Source organism: Bifidobacterium felsineum, assembly GCF_002802915.1.
Classification (GTDB): Bacteria; Actinomycetota; Actinomycetes; order Actinomycetales; family Bifidobacteriaceae; genus Bifidobacterium; species Bifidobacterium felsineum.
Map to the genome: position 1 here is coordinate 21,693 of NZ_PEBJ01000003.1, position 17,471 is coordinate 39,163.

The window sequence follows — 17,471 nt, forward strand, 5'->3', positions numbered from 1 at the left end:
CGTACAGCCACCTCGCTACGCTCGTCAATGTCACGAGTTTTAAAGGAGAAATTATGAGCACCACTTTGCCAGCAGTACTTGCGATTTCAGGTTCCGATTCATCCGGCGGCGCCGGCATGCAAGCCGATCTGAAAACCATGCTGGCATGTGGGGTGTTCGGCATGAGCGCCATCACCGCGCTGACCGCACAGAACACCACCGGCGTACGTTCCATTCAGGATACTGAGCCGAACATTCTGGCCGATGAGATCGACATGGTGTTCGAGGACATTCCTCCGGTCGCTGTCAAGATCGGCATGGTGTCTTCCGCGGACATCATCAACGTCATCGCCGACCGCCTGACCGCACATCACGCCGCCAACATCGTGCTCGACCCGGTGATGGTGGCCACTTCGGGCGCCAAGCTCATCAGCGATGACGCCATCGCCGCTCTGACCGGTCGACTGTTCGGCATGGCCACCGTGGTGACGCCGAATATTCCGGAGGCCGAGGCCCTGACCGACACCCTGATTCATGATCAGGAGGATATGGAGACCGCAGCCCGCCGCATCAGCGAACAGTACGGCTGCGCGGCTCTGGTCAAGGGTGGCCATGGTACCGAAGACGCCAACGATGTGCTCGCTGAAACCGACGGCACGGTGACTTGGTTCGACGGCGTACGCATCAACAACCCGAACACCCATGGCACCGGCTGCACGCTGAGTTCCGCGATTGCCTCCTACTTGGCACTCGGCGATACGTTGCCTAAAGCCATCAAGCACGCAAAGAAGTACCTGACCGGCGCACTGAAGGCACAGCTCGATCTGGGCCACGGTTCCGGCCCGATGGACCACTTCTGGAAGTACCGCTGAAAGGAACGCTATGGTCGTTGATCGCAATGCCGTGAAGCAGGAAGTGCCAATCGATCCGGAAACCGGCAAACCGTATCTGAACACCGTTGCGGCGATTCAGGTTTCCGCTGCCGGCGTGGGTTCTGAGGTCTCCCCCTACGTGTCTCAGGCAGTTGAGGTGATCCGCGAATCCGGTTTGCCGCAGGAGACCAACGCCTTGTTCACGAACGTGGAAGGCAACCTCGACGACGTGCTCAAGGTGGCCGGCGAGGCCGCTAAGAAGCTTGCCGAGCAGGGCTACCGCACGTCACTGGTGCTTCACATGGACATTCGTCCTGGCTTCACCGGTCAGCTGACCGAAAAGCCGAAGCTGGTGGACAAGATCCTGGCGGAAAAGCATCAGCAATAACCGCACACATCGATTGGAACGGGGTGTCTCATAGTGAGACACCCCGTTCCATATCCGCTCACAATGTGACCCACGCCGGGAGCCTCAGGAAAACGCTCCTATAGTTCTTTTCTGACATACGTGAGCCAGCTCACAATGCTGGCCCTGTAGGTGAATTCAAGACGTAGGCTTGAAATCGTTGCCTATCCCACACAATGGGAAGGCAAACGAAGTCGAACCCGCGCTATGAGTTCGTTGCATGGCAATAGACCGTTGAGCGGTTGCCCTGCAACAGGATGTAGAAGAGGCGCTCACTATGACTGCTGCAGAACAGCAGATTTCCCATGATTCCGCAATGAATACCAATCAGACTCGTACCGCCGAGAATCATGCTCAGGTAGAAGAAATCGTTTCGCGCATGGATCGTGCGCATGAGACTCCGATGTTCCATCGCATCGTCGCCCTGGTTGCGGCCGGCATGCTGATGGACAGCATCGACGTATACATTGGCAGTGCCGTGGCCTCCAGCGCACTGTCCACCCACTGGTCCACCGTGGCGCAGAACTCCACGTTCATGTCCGCCGGCTTCCTGGGACTCTTGGTCGGCTCATTGCTGGCCGGTTTCGTCGGCGATTTGAAGGGCCGTCGCGTGGCCTACCAGATCAACCTGCTACTGTTCGGCGGTTTCACCTTCCTTGGCGCTTTCGCTCCGAATATGGCCATTCTTTCTCTCTGCCGTCTTGGTGCGGGCCTCGGCCTTGGCGCTGAGATCGTCACCGGTTTCGCCATGGTCAACGAGTTCGCTCCGATGAACCGCCGCGGCCATTGGTGCGCGATCGTTTCACTCGTGGCCAACTGCGGTGTGCCGGTCGCCATGCTGCTGTGTGCATTCATTATTCCTCGCTGGAGTTGGCGCCCACTGTTCGTCGGCATCGGCCTTGTGGCCGCTGTGATTTGGTGGCTTCGTCGCGATATCCCGGAGTCTCCGCGTTGGCTCGCCGTGCATGGCCGCTATGACGAGGCCGACGCCATCGTCAAGCAGCTTGAAGCCAATGGTTCCGATCCTCTTGATGAATCCGCCAAGTCCGCTAACGCCTCCACTCGCAACGCCGGTGGCCGTTCGCTCGGCATCTGCCTGCTCGTGGCCATCGTGGCCGTAAGTGCCACCAACGTGTGCTCCTACGCATTTACTTCCTGGGTGCCGACCATTCTGGTCAAGCGCGGCATCAATCTGTCCTCCTCGCTGACCACTTCCACGATGATGATGCTCGGCGCCCCGGTGGGTTGCTTGATCGGCTCCCTGCTCATCGATCGCATCGGTCGCAAGCGCACCATCGTGCCGGCATTCCTCTTCACCGGTGTGTTCGGCATGATGTACGCCTACCAGACTTCGACCGTCGGCGCCATTATCGTCGGCTTCCTGCTCATGATGTGCCTCTACGTGCTCATGGCTTCCGTGGTGGCCGTGTACGCTCCTGAACTGTTCGCCACCAAGGTACGCTTCCGCTGCGTGGGTGTGGCCAATGCCATCGCCAAGCTGCTCAACGTGCTAATGCCGATGGTCGTGGGCTGGATGCTCATGAACCTCGGTGCCACATCCATCTTCGTGTCCATCAGCGTGATCGCCATCGCCTCGATGCTTATCGTCGGCATTTTCGGCGTGGAGACCGCTCGCCGTTCGGTGAACTGATAGTCAGCCTTTATAGGCCGTTCCAACGGGCTTGGCTGCAACCATTCGTGTTGCTGCCAAGCCCGTTTTATTATGGAATTGTCAGTATGCCGTTTTCAATGAAGAGGAGACATACCATGGCATCGCAAGCACTTTCATCACCTCGTTCCGTGCGTTTCGATGCGCGCTCCATTGGTTGCATGGCCGCTGTTGCCATCGTCTACGGTCTGTTGCTGATATCGATTCTCATGGGTGGCGAAGCCAAAATGGGCGGCGCTTTATTAATCAACTTTGTTATTCCGCCAGTGTTGCTGATAGCCAATGCCGTATATGCGTCTCGCACCGCGGCACTTGCCCGCCCACTGCGAGCGCTGGTGTTCCCACTATTGTGCTCGGTGATTGCGTTCCCGCTGCTCTTCGCACTGATCACTCCCTATGATGACGAATGTTCGGTGGAATCAGTCTGCACGAATATGGGCACTTGGTATATCAATTGGTCCACGATGGATCAGGTGTGGTATTTCCTGCTGGTGTTCGCAGTCGCCTCATTTGCGGGATTCGGAGTGTTGCTTCTCGTACGTTGGGCTATCGCACGAGTCCGGCACACTTAGGAGACCGTGATGGAGGGCCACAGTATCAACGACTACCAAGCACGGCAGCGCAAGCGTAGGCACAAGATTCGTATCGCCATCATGATGGTGATTGTGCTTATCGCTTGCGCATGCGGCGGTGCGTGGTGGACGGTTGGCGACGGCCGGCTGCTCACGATGCAGCTGTTCAAACCGGCCGCGCGGCACGCCACGCAGTCGGCGATTACCAGTTCTTCTGATTTCGCATATCAATCCGCTTCTGCATTTCTGCAGATGGAGTCGGCTCAGAACAATCAGGGCAATGTGAACTACTCTCCTGTCTCGATGTGGATGGCTCTAGCGGTCGCCGCGCAAGGAGCGGATGGCGCAACCCGTTCACAGTTGAATAAAACGCTGGGCGCTACATCACTGGGCAACAAGGATTATCAGTCGCTGTTGAGTTCCATCAACGGCCGGTACAGTGGCGCGAAATCTCAGATGAGCACCGCGACTTCGTTGTGGGTCGATAATCAATACACACTGAACCAGGATTTCAAAGTAGGCATCAAGGATGCTTTTGATGCGGATGCGCAGTCTCTGCCGTTCAATGACGCCGCAGCACAGCGCATGAGCCAATGGATTAACCAGCATACGCAGGGCTCCTTAAAACCGCGAATCACCTTACAGAGCACCGAAGTGCTCTCCATCATCAATACTGTTGTTGCGGATGGGCGCTGGCAGGACCCGTTCAAACCTGAGCTCACCAATGAACAGACCTTCCACGGCACAAAGAGCGATAGTACAGTGCCGATGATGAATCAAACATTCGAGGGCATGGTTTGGGCACATGATTCCAACAGCACATGGCAGCGCATCTCCATACCGTTCGATAACGGTGGTGCATTGACCGTGCTGCTGCCGGCAGCCGGCAGCTTCGATGACATTATCCAAAACACCGAGAAACTGCACTGGGCATTGAGCACTTGCTTGGGATCGTCATATCAGTACGGATGTATGACCGATGCTCCCGAGGGCTGGGGCGTAGCAGCCGAACCAGCTTTGGTCAACGTTGCTTTGCCGCGTTTCACTATCACGAGCACATTCTCCTCGGATGATTCGATTGAAGCATTGAAAAAGTTGGGTGTCACCGATGCGTTTGCTGCCCGAATTGCCGATTTCAGCAAGATGACAGACGCTGCTCCCGCCGAAGAATTGTTCATCGGCTCGATTATCCAAGGCACACGCATCGCAGTGAATGAGCACGGGGCGAAGGCTTCGGCGTTCACCAAAGCAGGAGCATCTTCTGCTGGAGCACCCTCACAACAGCAGATTGTGGAGTTCACTGTGGACCGACCATTCCTGTATACGCTGACCACGCCGGATGACGTGCCGCTGTTTATCGGAGCGGTACGCAATCTGTAGTGGGTGTATCGTTTGACCTTATGGTTACGATGAAGGAGATTGCAAAGCAGGCAGGCGTATCCGTCTCAACCGTGTCGCTGGTGTTGAACAACCGCGACGAGGGTCGCGTTCGGGATATCGTCGCCAATGAGGTGCGTGACATCGCCTCGCAACTTGGCTATAGATCCAATCCTCTGGCCAGTTCATTGCGCACCGGACGAACGCATATGCTTGGATTCATCAGCGAAGACGTGGCCACCACGCCATATGCGGGCGGTATGATTTTAGGCGCGCAACGCGCGGCCCAACAGCTGGGCTATATGCTCATTGTGGTCAGTACCGACGGGCCGCGGAACGAAGCCGAGGAAATCGCCGCATTGAAACGCTACGGTACTGATGGATTCCTCTATGCGAAGATGTCAAATCGTATTGTCACAGTGCCTGAGGCCCTCAAAGACACGCCATTGGTGTTGATGGATGCCACCGATGGAACAGGCGAGACTGCCAGCATCGAACCGGACGAGTTCCATATCGGATACGATGCAACCAAGCGGCTGCTTGCCGCAGGTTGCGAGCGCATTGCCTATGTGGGTGCGGAGAGTCCCATCGTCGCCGAACGAGGTCGTATGGAGGGGTATCGCACTGCGCTTGCCGAAGCGGGCAGATCTGTTAATGAGCGTCTTATAGTGCACGTCGGCAATAACGAACCGGCTTTGGCTGCCGTCAATGAACTGTTCGACGCGGCTCAGCCGGATGGATTTTTCTGCTTCAACGATGCCCGGGCCTGGTATGTTTACGAATGCGCCGCACGACGCGGGCTGACGATAGGCCGCGATATTTCCGTGGTCGGCGTGGATAATCATCGTGTATTCGCGGATACGCTCGTCCCTCAGCTCACCACTGTGGAACTGCCGCATTTCGAAATGGGCTACTGGGCTGCAGCAAAACTGGTGTCGATAATCGAGGAACGATCATTGGCTGACATGGATTGGCCGGATACCGCTGCCCCCCTGCCGCCGATGAACACATCCACGCCGGCAGCGATTCATTGCGCGTTAATCGAGAAAGATTCCGTTCGCAAGTAGTATCTCCAATGCCGAATGCTGCGACACACTATTCATCAATCGATTGACGTCAATCGATTGACGTCGCATAATAGCTACTGAACCATCCACAACCGAACGCAATGGTGCTACTCCCCGTGGAACACAGCAGCTCCAACCAGTAAAGGACCGTTATGACCGATTTCACGCCGAAGACCCCTCAGCTCCATCCGATTCTTGACCACAATGCCGAGCTCGCCAAAGCCGAAGCAGGCATCGCTGCATTGGAGCCCAAGCGCAATGACCGCTGGTACCCGAAGTACCATATTGCCTCCAACGCCGGCTGGATCAACGACCCGAACGGCTTGTGCTACTACAAGGGCCGCTGGCACGTCTTCTATCAGCTGCACCCCTACAGCTCCCATTGGGGCCCGATGCATTGGGGCCATGTCTCCTCCGCCGACATGATCCACTGGAAGCGTGAACCGATTATGTTCGCCCCTTCGCTGGAGGAGGATAAGCATGGCGTGTTCTCCGGTTCCGCAGCCATCGGTGATGACGGCAAGTTGCGCTTCTACTACACCGGGCACCGCTGGCGCAATCCCGCCAATCGCACCGATGATTGGCAAGTGCAGTTGCTCGCCACTGCGGATAACGATGAGCTGACTTCTGCCACCAAGCAGGGCATAATCATTGACTGCCCGACCGATAGGGTCTGGCATCATTTCCGCGACCCCAAGGTGTGGAAGACCGGTGAGACCTGGTATATGACCTTCGGTGTCTCTTCAGCCGAAAAGCGCGGCCAGATGTGGCTGTTCACCTCCGAAGACATGGTGAGCTGGAAGTACGAACGTGTGCTGTTCGAGCACCCGGATCCGAACGTGTTCATGCTCGAATGCCCGGACTTCTTCCCGCTCAAAGACAAGAACGGCGATGAAAAATGGGTCATCGGCTTCTCCGCCATGGGTTCCAAGCCGAACGGATTCACGAACCGCAATGAAAGCAATGCTGGTTACATGATCGGCACTTGGGAGCCGGGCGGTGAGTTCAAACCGGAAACCGAGTTCCGCCCCTGGGATTGCGGACATAATTATTACGCGCCGCAGTCCTTCAACGCCGGAGGAGCGGATGGTCGCCAAATCGTCTACGGTTGGATGGCACCGTTCATGGATCCCGCCCCGATGATGGATGACGGCTGGTGCGGTCAACTCACCTTGCCGCGCGAAATCACGCTGGGCAACGACGGCGACGTGGTCACCGCTCCGGTGGCGGAAATGGAGGAGCTTCGCGAAGACACCTTCGATCACGGTTCCATTACTCTGGATGGCGACTGCGAGAAGATCATCTCCGATGATGCCGAAGCCGTGGAAATCGAACTGTCCATTGATTTGAAACGCACCACCGCCGAGCGTGCCGGGTTGAAGGTCCATGCAACAGATGATGGCTCGTACCTCTATGTGGCTTATGACGATCAGCTTGGTCGCGTGGTGGTGGATCGCCAGACCCTCAAGTTCGGCGATCGCGGCTACCGTACGGCACCGCTCACCGAGGCAGAGCTGGCCGCCGATACGCTGGATCTGCGCGTGTTCGTAGACCGCGGCTCCGTAGAGGTCTACGTGAACGGCGGCCACCAGGTGCTGAGCGAATACTCATTCGCCTCCAATGGCCCACGCGCCATCAAGCTGTCCGCCGAATCAGGCTCGCTTGCAGTCAGTTCGCTGAAGCTGCACCATCTGAAGTCGATTGGTTTGGAGTAATACGCCTCACTGAGGCAAAACCACGCCTTGCACTCCGCAATGCCCTGCTGACAGCTCGTCAGCAGGGCATTTTTCATACCAACTCTCGTCTTTGCCCCACTGACCGCTACTCAATGGGGCGGCTCCACGGTAAACCCGTGGTTTTGCTTCACTGACAGCCTCCCAGTGAAGCATTTCCAATATCTGGCCTTCAACTTACCCCACTGGACGTAACTCAGCGGAGCATAATCGCGAGTCAAACAAACAAACGCCCCACTAACCATCCTTCCACCTTGCCTTCCAAGCGTGCGGCTATACTGGGAGCCGTTCGCGCGGTTGGTGGCAGCAACCGTGCCCACATCAGTTGAATAACACCCACTCAACGCTTCCATCAATGCGTGAGTCATCTGGGTGTATGGTTTGATGTCTCGCGCGGGCTCCTCACCTTCCCACGCATGAGCATCAGGCCGAAAGCGCATATGCGCAGAAAGCAAGGTGAAAGAGAAGATGATGAATATCAAGAAGGGCCTGACCACGTTCGCGGCCGCAGCCGGAGCGCTTGCCCTGTCCCTGACCATGGCTGCATGCGGCAGCACCAATTCCTCCGATTCCAGCAACTCCAGCACGCCTACTGTGTCGTTCATGCTGGATTGGACGCCGAACACCAACCACATCGGACTGTACGTAGCTCAGAAGCTTGGATATTACAAGGATGCCGGCGTCAATGTGAAGATTCTGCCGACCGCTCAGGCCGGCGCGGAAACTAGCGTCGAGAACGGCGTGGCCAACGTGGGCTTCACCACGCTGAGCAATGTGGCCGCATTCAATTCCCAAGGTGCCAAGTTGAAGTTCGTCTTCGATCTGACCCAAAAGCCGGTGGCCCGTTGGTGTGCATTGGCCTCCCGCACCGACATCAAGACCCCGAAGGATCTTTCCGGCAAGACGTTCGTGAGCTTCGGGTCGGCCGAGCAGACCGCCGTGGTGCAGCAGATGATCAAGTACGCTGGCGGCACGGGCGAAATCAAGACCGCCACCGCCGGTACCAACACCTTCGAAACCTTGACCTCCGGCAAGGGTGATTTCGGTGGCTTCTACGTGACTTGGGAGGGCGTGGAAAGCGAACTCAACGGCCCGGCCCTGAACTGCTTCGTAGCTTCCGACTGGGGTGTTCCGGGCAATCCGGATCAGCTCGGTTTCGCCGTCAATGACTCCTGGCTGAAGGATTCCGAGAACGCCGACGCCCTGAAGAAATTCATCTCCGCAACCAAGAAGGGCTACGACTACGCTCTGGCCAACCCGGACAAAGCCGCGGACATTCTGGTGGCTCAGGCCAAGGAGGCCCAGCTCGATTCCAAGCTGACCCGCACCTCCATGGAGGAGATCGCCAAGAACGGTTACTGGACCACTGACGACGCCAAGAACCTGCCCGGTACCGTGAACTTCGATGATGCCCAGCCGTATCTGGACTTCCAGTACAAGGCAGGCACCTACAAGGACAAGGACGGCAAGAATCCGGCCGAAGCCCCGCAGGCCAAGGAACTCGCCACCAACGATTACGTGGCCTGAACCTCCTTACAACTTCCTCAGTCTCACTTTATGAGCCAGCTCCCCCCATGAGATGGGAGTCACGAGGATAAACGGCTCCCTCCATGTCAGGCATGTCAGGGAGCCGTTTGAGTTCTACAACGCTAGAGAAGTCATCTTATGAAGCAACTGAAATCTTGGCTTGCTAGGATTGCGCCGCCGGCAATCACTATTGGCGGATTACTGGTGATTTGGGAAATCGCCGTTCAAGCGGGGCATATTTCCGAACGCGTGCTCGCCTCCCCCACCCAGATCGTGGCCTCGATGGTTGATACCTGGCCTGATTTGATGACGGCTGCCGCCATCACCACCTATGAAGGACTCACTGGTTTTAGCATCGCCATCATTGCCGGCGTGCTTATCGGCATTGGCTTATATGTGTCCAAAACGATGTATCGTGCGTTCTACCCTCTGTTGGCAGCAGCCCAGACAATTCCGCTGATTACTGTGGCCCCGCTCTTCATGATCTGGTTCGGCTTCGAACCATTGGGCAAGATCGTAATCGTTGCCGTCTTCGGGGTGTTTCCCATCGCAGTGCAGACCGCACGCGGTCTCACTGCGGTACCGGGATTCTATGAGGATGTGGCGTTGACCTGCGGTGCGACCCGCATATGGACGCTCTTCCATGTCAAGCTACGCGTGGCCGCACGCCAGATCTTCGGCGGCATTCGCATTTCCGCCGCCTATATTTTCGGCACCGCAGCCACCGCGGAATATTTGGGTGCCATGAACGGCTTGGGCATCTGGCTGCAAGCCGCCTTCAACTCGTTCCGCACGCCACTGATCTTCTCCGCCACAGTGGTCGTCATCGCCGAAACCGCAATCCTCTTGGGCCTTATCTCCCTGGTCGAATGGATTACCCTCGGCAACGGCAAAGACGAGGACTTGGATCAGTAGAAAAACGGCACCACAGCTAGGCGGCTGGTGGGATGTGCATTGTTCGACACACTCAAGGCCGTTTGGCCTCGCTCCGGCTTGTGCTCGCAGAGCTTAGCACACGCCTGCGCTGCTCACAGTCGAACAATGCACATCCCACCAGCCGTCGGCCAATAGATTCACTTTTTCACGCCTCCAGCAATTACTGACTGCCTTCGGCAGACTCAACATCACCTCACTGGGCACTATCGTGCCCAGCTCGGCGGCGTGAGTGAACAATCCACTGGACTGTTCACTTTTTCACACCACCAAATCGGCGATCACGATGGATGTAGTCGTCGATGGCACGCCAGAGGACTTCACGGCCGCAATCCGGGAAGAGCTCCGGCACAAAATCAAGTTCGGCGTATGCAGCCTCCCACGGCAGGAAGTTCGATGTACGCTGCTCGCCGGAGGTGCGAATCACCAGATCACAATCGGGAATATCCGGGTTGTAGAGGTGGTCGGCAATCATCTTTTCGGTGACACGATCGCCGGAGATCTTGCCATCACGCACTTCCTTGGCGATTGCGGCGCAGGCGTCGGCGATCTCCGCACGGCCACCATAATTGATGCAGAACACCACATCGATGACCTTGTTGTTCTTCGTGCGTTCCATCGCCATTTCAAGCTCGTCGATCACCGACTTCCACAGCTTCGGGCGACGCCCGGACCAGCGCACGCGCACACCCCACTCATCCATCTGTGCCACGCGGCGGTGGATGATCTCACGGGAGAAGCCCATCAGGAAACGTACTTCCTGAGGCGAACGCTTCCAATTCTCAGTGGAGAACGTATATAGACTCAGGTAACGCACACCGGCCTCGATGGCACCGGCGATAGTGTCGAACACCACCGGTTCCGCGGCCTGATGGCCGTTGGTACGAATCATGCCACGCTGCTTGGCCCAGCGGCCATTGCCGTCCATAATCACACCCACATGACGGGGTACTTTGTTCTTCGGGAAATCAGGAATACGGGACGGGTCGCTGAACGGAGCAGCGGGAATGTCCAATGACGTGTAATCAACGTTCTCAAAAGCCATACTCATGAATCTATCAAGCGCAGCGAACGAATCGGGCGTTCCAAGTAATACTCCGCCCAATCTTCAACCAACTCTTGCGTGGCACGCTGAAGCGGCGTGCCATCGAGCACCGTCCAATTGCCTTGGATCAGCGCCTGGAATTCCTGCAATACTCTCGGCGGGATTCGCCGCGCATCGGTGGTGTGATCCGCCTCGCACATCACTCCACCGGAGGCGACGGAAAAGTAGGCTCCCATGTGCTGCCCACATACCACGCAGGTTCCCATGCGCGGCGTCCATCCGGCCAAGGCCAAGGCGCGCATCACATACGACCCGCTGATCGCTTGGGGTGCATGCGCATGCTTGGCCAATGCATTCAACGCACCGATAAGCAATTGATATTGCGCCGGCACACACTCATGCTCCGAACTGGCGAGCTTATCAATGGTTTCCACGATGACGTTAGCCGCTTCATATGCCTCGTAGTCAACGGCGATGGCGGTACCGTAGGAGGCTACGGAGTCGGCCTGTGAGACCACATCCAGCGACCGCCCTTCGGCTATCAGCAGATCGGCGCGCATGAACGGCTCAAGGCGCGCACCAAATCGTGATTTAGTTCGACGTATGCCTTTGGCCACCGCGCGAATCTTCCCATGGCCACGGGTCAGAATGGTGATGATGCGGTCGGCTTCACCGAGTTTGGCGGTGCGCAAAATCACACCCTCATCTCGGTATAACGCCATAACGTTTACTCCCCCATCATCATTGTGTAGCGCCATCCATCATAGCGAATGGCACTGCATGACTAGAGGATGTTCATGGCAGTGATAATCGTGGTAACAGTCATGGCCACGGTGATCAGCCAATCCAGCCATTTTGGCAAATCAATCTGCGCACCGTCCAACGGATCGACCGGTGTCAATGCCGAGCCGATCACCACCAATGCGGTCGCAGAGGCCATGCGAATCGTCGGCACGGAAGTCACCATCGCGACCACGCACATGGCGATAGTCGCTACACCGAGCACACCCATGCCCCATCGGCCCTTATGACAGGCCGTTTCCTTACCATCAACCGATGCGTCAATCGGCGAGGGTGGCGCGAAGCCCAACTGGAACGGCGTAAGCACCACGGTAATTACCGAAGCAGGCCAGAACGAGCGATGATGATCGATATGATCTCGGTTCTTGCCCACCCATGCCGCCGTGATAGCCGGCATGAGTAGCAACGCCAGCGAAATCACACCGGCAAGCACATATTCGGCGACTGACGAAGCACCACTGATCCAGATCAAAGATACGAACGACACAACCATGGTCAGTAACGGTCCGCTGATGATTCTTACGGCAAGTGATGCGCTGGGTTGCGGCACGGAATCCGTAGTAACAGGAGCTGAGGCTGAAGATCCATCTGCTGCTACGGCTCGTTTCGCATTCATACCGCCAAGTGGGCGCAACAACGCCATGATGCGTTTGCGAATCTTATCCAGCAGAGGCGTCACATCCTCACTCACCTTGCCGGTAATCCAATCGCCGGCAAGAGCCATGATGATACGCCCCAGAACCAGCAATCCCAAGCTTGCGGTCAACATGCGCGGCGCGGAGCGAAGATTCTCGGCAAGCTGGAGGTTCTCGGGAATCGCCTTGGACACGTCAATCTTTGTACTGTATGTATTGTCGTCAAAGACGAATTCCCTATCGGCATTCTTCAATTCCGAGTCAAGGCTGCCCGCTTTGCCGAAAGCGCCTTGCGAACGCAGGAACGACACGGGACTCGCATGCCTGGATTCGGCAACACCCAAATTGAACCAGCCCAATGAGTAATCCGGCTTGGCGGCCACAGCCCGTTCGAACGAGTTGATGGCCGTGTCGATATCGTTTTGCCGCGCTTGCAATACGCCAAGGTTGTTCCACGAGGAGAACAGCGAATCGTTGGATTGCAAGGCATCGCGATAGTTCTCCATCAACTCGTCGGTATTGGTGATGGATTGCTTTTGCGAGGATTGATCATCGTTCTTTTCGCCGGCCTCTGCGCTGGTATCGGAGGATCCGGATGAACCGGTATCCGAAGCATCAGCCGATTCACTCGATGATGAACCGGATTCCTCCGCCAAGGCACGTTTGGCGTCGGCGAGCGCCTCCTGATACAGCGGACTCTTGGGATCATAGACCAATGCTTTGGTGGCCCAGACTTCCGCAGCCTGATAATGGCCAGCCGCGAACGCCGATACGGATGCAAGTTGTTCCAAAGCGCCTCGCACCGCCTTCTTTACGGAATCGGCATCTGCAGCATCGCGTAACGGAACCGCTTGCGTGGCCAGATCAAACGCCTCATCGTATTGCTTCTGGTCGTAATAGTTCTGGGCTTGTTCCTGTTTGATGTATGCCTGTTCGGCTGTACGCTCGTTCTCCATGAAATTGTCGGTCGTGGGGGACGCCAAAGCTGCAGCGCAAACGCCAATCAATGACTCGGCATCCACCGCCGCGACGCGCGCGTCAGCCACATTGCCGGCCATACGCAATGCCGTGGCCTGACGGAGTTTCGCCCACGCGGGGCTGGTCGCCGCCCCACTGAAACTATAGCAATTGGATTGATAGCCTTCCGCCGCTTGTTCAAATTGCTTCGCGGCGCCGGCATAGTCCTCATCGAGGAAGAGAATCTCACCCAAACGATCATTGAGCATTGCCGCCGAAACACTGGTGGACTGCTCCAGAGTTTCCTTGGCCTTATCCCGCTGGCCATAATATCGCCAGAGATTCTGCATCATGTCCACCAATGCGATGGTGGCATCACCAAACGGTCCTTCAGGTGCCGTGTTGCTGCCGCTATATACCGCGAGGCAAAGTTTGCTGGACGAGTAGTCGCCACCTGGGCAATATTGTTTGGCGGTGCTATATTCACCGGCCATAAGCAGGTAGATGATGTAGTTTTCCGGCGCACGAGAGAGCTTCGGCAATCTCCAAGAGCCGTCTCGGGCCAACTGATACTGAGCATCCACGGCATCGTTCTCGTCGGAGTTCAGTGTTACATCCGCAATATCGCGGTACTCGGGCATATAGGTGAAATCCTGCAAGACGCCAGGAGCCCCGCAGTTCGGGGACAGCATGACATCACGAACGTTGTCCGTCTGGGTAACAGGCCATCCCAGCCCATTCGCGATTTCCGTTCGCACGGTATTGCTCTGTTCTTTGCCATAGGTAGACATAAACTTGGCTTCGATTTTTGCTGCCTGGCTGAATTTTCCGGTATGTGCCAGAGCATCCGCATATACGCTGCGAGTCGCATCCACGGCCAGAGCCTTATCGTTGCCGTCGAGTAGTTTCACCGCCCTCTCGTATTCTCCGGCGTTGGAGTATGCAGTGGCTAGAGAGCTTTCGATCTGCGGCAGCGTAGAAAGCTTCTGCGCATTCTCATACGCGGCGATGGCGTTCTTGCGCAAATATTGAATGAAGAAATTGCCATAACCTTCTGGACTAATGTCATCCGCCACCGCGGTATAGACATCGCCTGCCACTGTATATGCGGCAGGTATTGTATTGTGATTCTTCATCAGGGTATCGAGCTGCTTGTCGATTTCATCCCATTGCCTATTGTTAGCCAGAACGCCATACCCAACCGTGTCATCTGTTGCGCAACCTTGCTGCGACATGGACATTATGTATTGGATTTTTGCCACTGCAGGTGTGGCATCATCGCCGCACAACGTGGCTGCTTTATCGTACGCACTGATGACATCCGCTCCATGCGAGGGATAGAACAGATCCAATACTTTAGCGGATTGCAGCTGCACATCACAGGTATTGAACACGCGCGGAGCCTCATAGGCCAGTGATACGGCGATGACCATGTAGTCGGCGTTGGCCATGCCATAGCCTGGCAAGTCGCTGTGTTTATCTGCGTTATATGGAAGGTTTGCCCGATAGTCACCGAACGATGCCAGAAGTCCCATCAAATTGACTACGTCATCGGTTTTCTTGGCATCCATTGTCTGCAATGCATTAGCTATTTGCGATTGAGCAGCAGCATTGATGGATCGCAAATACCCGCCTGTCGAATTTTGCTGGTACGCAGTTGTGACCGTGGAGTCCCAATCATCGCCAAACACCGCTTTGCCGGCATCATCTACGGCCTGAGCATTCTTGTCTTTCACCGCCTGCGTTGCCTTATCATCGAGCAGCGGCAATGGTCGGGTGCCCATGCCATTGATTTTCTTGGTGCCCTTAGGAACGGCAGTAATCTGTTGAGCATTGAATACGGAGGCATCAGGAATCGATTGTTCGGCATACATCCGTGCACCAAACGGAAACGCCAAACTGAGCGCCACAATGAGAGCAATCGCAATGGTGAGCAAGAGACGGCACAACGGCCAAATTCGTGATGTGGCAATGTCCCTTGAAGGTCTACCAGAGGTATTGCCGAACGATTGAGATACAGGTTGCTTGGAATTCGGGGACGACATGGGAGGCTTCTTTCCCTGATGCGAATCACCCCATGCATAACCACATTGTCATGCGACGATTCGATTGATCTTCTCGATTCCCCAGTTTATCAGTCATCAGTAAATTCAGTAAATGAACAGGCCCCAGAATGCGAAGAACAGCAATACGTAGAGCATGGCGAACGTAACCAACCAGAACAGGATGCGGCCGAATCGTGTGGAGGCGAGTACCGGCTCCTGACCGGTAATGATATTTTTGACCGCGTCCTTACGCGGCGGCCATTGAATAAGTCCACGATGCCAAGCGACTTCAATCAAACGCATGAACACGCGCGACCATGCCCACACCACCATAATCGACACCACTTGGATGACCGGCCAGCTCCAATACATCACACCTGGCGTTTCCGTAGGTGCGCTACCCCAGGCAAGTTTGACGACGCCCATCACCACCTGGCCGAGGCCCGCAAAGAAAATCGCCAATGTGGCCAGCGTGGAAAGCGTCAATGTGAGCAACGCATTGCCGAAGCCATGCGCGAATCCCAGAATCTTCGGTTTGGCTGGTAGCGATCCGCCCTGCCGCAATGCCACGCGCCGCTGCTTACGCCAGCGCACGTCCGAAATGAACTTGCGGATAATAGCCACGATTCCCAGCACGGTTGAGGCCAGCAGCAACAACGCCATGGTGACGTGCAGTATCACGCCATATACCGTTCCCGATGGTCGTGCCTTCAATGCGCCTGGCAGGCCAATGGACTGATACAAGTTCGTGCCGGCCACCCGTTCGCTGGTCTGCTTCAGACCTCGCGTGGTGCCCACCGCCCAGTCGATGAGGTCATCCACATAGGCGTCGGCGAATGGTGTGCCTTCCTCGGCCTCATCGCCTAAACGTAACACGTGATTGGCCACAGGGTAGCTACGCACCGTCACATTCCAATTGCCCGCCTCATGCGCGTTGTAGAGAATCGCGCGTACTCCCTCCACTTGGGCGGTCATCACATCCTTGGACCCGTATGCCACATACGTTGGGATGGAGTAGGCGGTGGGATTGAGGGTGTCCAGGTCAAGGTTGGTCAGGCCGAACATCCCCGCATCGACACTGAACAGACGCTGCACAATGGATTGGTATCCATCGTTGGCACCGGCCAAGGTGAAATCCTGGGTGACGAAGAATCCCAATGATTGGCGTGGCGAAAACACCATCGGGCTCAGAAGAATCTGGAATGAGATGTGATGGTCCAGTCCAAGCAGGTATGAGGAGATCCAAGTCGATTCCGATGTGGCATAGATACCGACCTGTTTCGCGTCGACGGCATTCAGTCCACGTAGGTATTCGATGACCTGATCGTAGGCTTTGGCCGACGCCGGATAATCACGGTTGATGTCAGTGGTATTCCACACCGGCTTATCCATCACTGCCGTTACGAATCCGGCTGAAGCAAGATCGGATGCCACGTCTCCAAAGGAATTGTCAGCGGTGCCGTAACCTGCACCATGCATGAACACCACAGCCGGATGTGCGCCGGAAGCTCCCTGAGGCTCGCGAATCAGCACTTTGATTGCCTGCACGCCGCTGGCGCTGGCCTTGTTCCGCTCCCCCTGTTGTTTGGACAGCGAACCATCGCGCGCGATGTTCAGCGTTATCGACCGCTCCGCAACCTCGTAGGTTCCTTTGGCGGGCAATGTCTGATTGTCTGGAACATCGAACGTCACATCCGTATCGTCGCTCAGCGTGGCCATTGATTGGCCTGTGGGCTCGATGTTCCAGGGCACCGTGGTGAGGTTCGAAATCGAAACCAGAATGCCGATCAGAATGATGAAAATGGGCAAGCTCACCATAAGCCGGTGGCCACGGGTCCACGGCTTGACCGCAT

13 protein-coding genes are annotated in these 17,471 nt (G+C 56.3%); 9 read left to right on the forward strand and 4 right to left on the reverse strand.

Going from position 1 to position 17,471, the window contains the following annotated elements; translation table 11 throughout:
• The first annotated feature begins 53 nt into the window (after positions 1-53).
• The 9 genes from thiD (at position 54) to CSQ86_RS06510 (ending at position 10,117) form a co-directional block, all read left to right on the forward strand.
• Positions 54-851: a bifunctional hydroxymethylpyrimidine kinase/phosphomethylpyrimidine kinase gene (gene thiD, locus CSQ86_RS06470; protein WP_100494307.1), complete on the forward strand. Its 798-nt coding sequence runs from the start codon at positions 54-56 to the stop codon at positions 849-851.
• A gap of 10 nt (positions 852-861) precedes the next feature.
• The gene (locus CSQ86_RS06475; protein WP_100494308.1) at positions 862-1,239 is read left to right on the forward strand and encodes a thiamine-binding protein; all 378 of its coding nucleotides are present in this window, start codon (positions 862-864) and stop codon (positions 1,237-1,239) included.
• A gap of 295 nt (positions 1,240-1,534) precedes the next feature.
• Complete coding sequence (locus CSQ86_RS06480) at positions 1,535-2,908, forward strand: MFS transporter (protein WP_100494309.1); 1,374 nt, start codon at positions 1,535-1,537, stop codon at positions 2,906-2,908.
• Between the two features lie 116 nt (positions 2,909-3,024).
• The gene (locus tag CSQ86_RS06485; RefSeq protein WP_100494310.1) at positions 3,025-3,498 is read left to right on the forward strand and encodes a hypothetical protein; all 474 of its coding nucleotides are present in this window, start codon (positions 3,025-3,027) and stop codon (positions 3,496-3,498) included.
• A gap of 9 nt (positions 3,499-3,507) precedes the next feature.
• Complete coding sequence (locus CSQ86_RS06490; RefSeq protein WP_100494311.1) at positions 3,508-4,878, forward strand: serpin family protein; 1,371 nt, start codon at positions 3,508-3,510, stop codon at positions 4,876-4,878.
• Between the two features lie 20 nt (positions 4,879-4,898).
• Positions 4,899-5,942, forward strand: coding sequence for a LacI family DNA-binding transcriptional regulator (locus CSQ86_RS06495; RefSeq protein WP_100494312.1), 1,044 nt, complete (start codon positions 4,899-4,901; stop codon positions 5,940-5,942).
• 152 nt (positions 5,943-6,094) lie between these two features.
• Positions 6,095-7,657, forward strand: coding sequence for a glycoside hydrolase family 32 protein (locus CSQ86_RS06500; protein WP_100494313.1), 1,563 nt, complete (start codon positions 6,095-6,097; stop codon positions 7,655-7,657).
• 489 nt (positions 7,658-8,146) lie between these two features.
• Entirely contained in the window at positions 8,147-9,202 is a 1,056-nt protein-coding gene (locus CSQ86_RS06505; protein ID WP_100494314.1) for an ABC transporter substrate-binding protein, read from the forward strand.
• A gap of 138 nt (positions 9,203-9,340) precedes the next feature.
• Complete coding sequence (locus CSQ86_RS06510) at positions 9,341-10,117, forward strand: ABC transporter permease (protein ID WP_100494315.1); 777 nt, start codon at positions 9,341-9,343, stop codon at positions 10,115-10,117.
• A gap of 271 nt (positions 10,118-10,388) precedes the next feature.
• Here the strand turns inward: CSQ86_RS06510 and CSQ86_RS06515 are convergent, their stop codons facing one another.
• From CSQ86_RS06515 to CSQ86_RS06530, 4 genes are all read right to left on the reverse strand, one after another.
• Positions 10,389-11,180 (reverse strand): isoprenyl transferase, encoded by a 792-nt coding sequence (locus tag CSQ86_RS06515; protein ID WP_100494316.1) that lies wholly within the window; start codon positions 11,178-11,180, stop codon positions 10,389-10,391.
• A gap of 2 nt (positions 11,181-11,182) precedes the next feature.
• Positions 11,183-11,902 (reverse strand): DNA repair protein RecO, encoded by a 720-nt coding sequence (gene recO, locus CSQ86_RS06520; RefSeq protein WP_100494317.1) that lies wholly within the window; start codon positions 11,900-11,902, stop codon positions 11,183-11,185.
• A 62-nt stretch (positions 11,903-11,964) separates the two neighbouring features.
• Positions 11,965-15,447, reverse strand: a complete 3,483-nt coding sequence (locus CSQ86_RS06525) for a tetratricopeptide repeat protein (RefSeq protein ID WP_165773776.1) — start codon at positions 15,445-15,447, stop codon at positions 11,965-11,967.
• A 276-nt stretch (positions 15,448-15,723) separates the two neighbouring features.
• A complete protein-coding gene (locus CSQ86_RS06530) occupies positions 15,724-17,436 on the reverse strand; it encodes an alpha/beta hydrolase family protein (RefSeq protein WP_165773794.1) in 1,713 nt (570 codons plus the stop codon).
• Between the last annotated feature and the right edge of the window lie 35 nt (positions 17,437-17,471).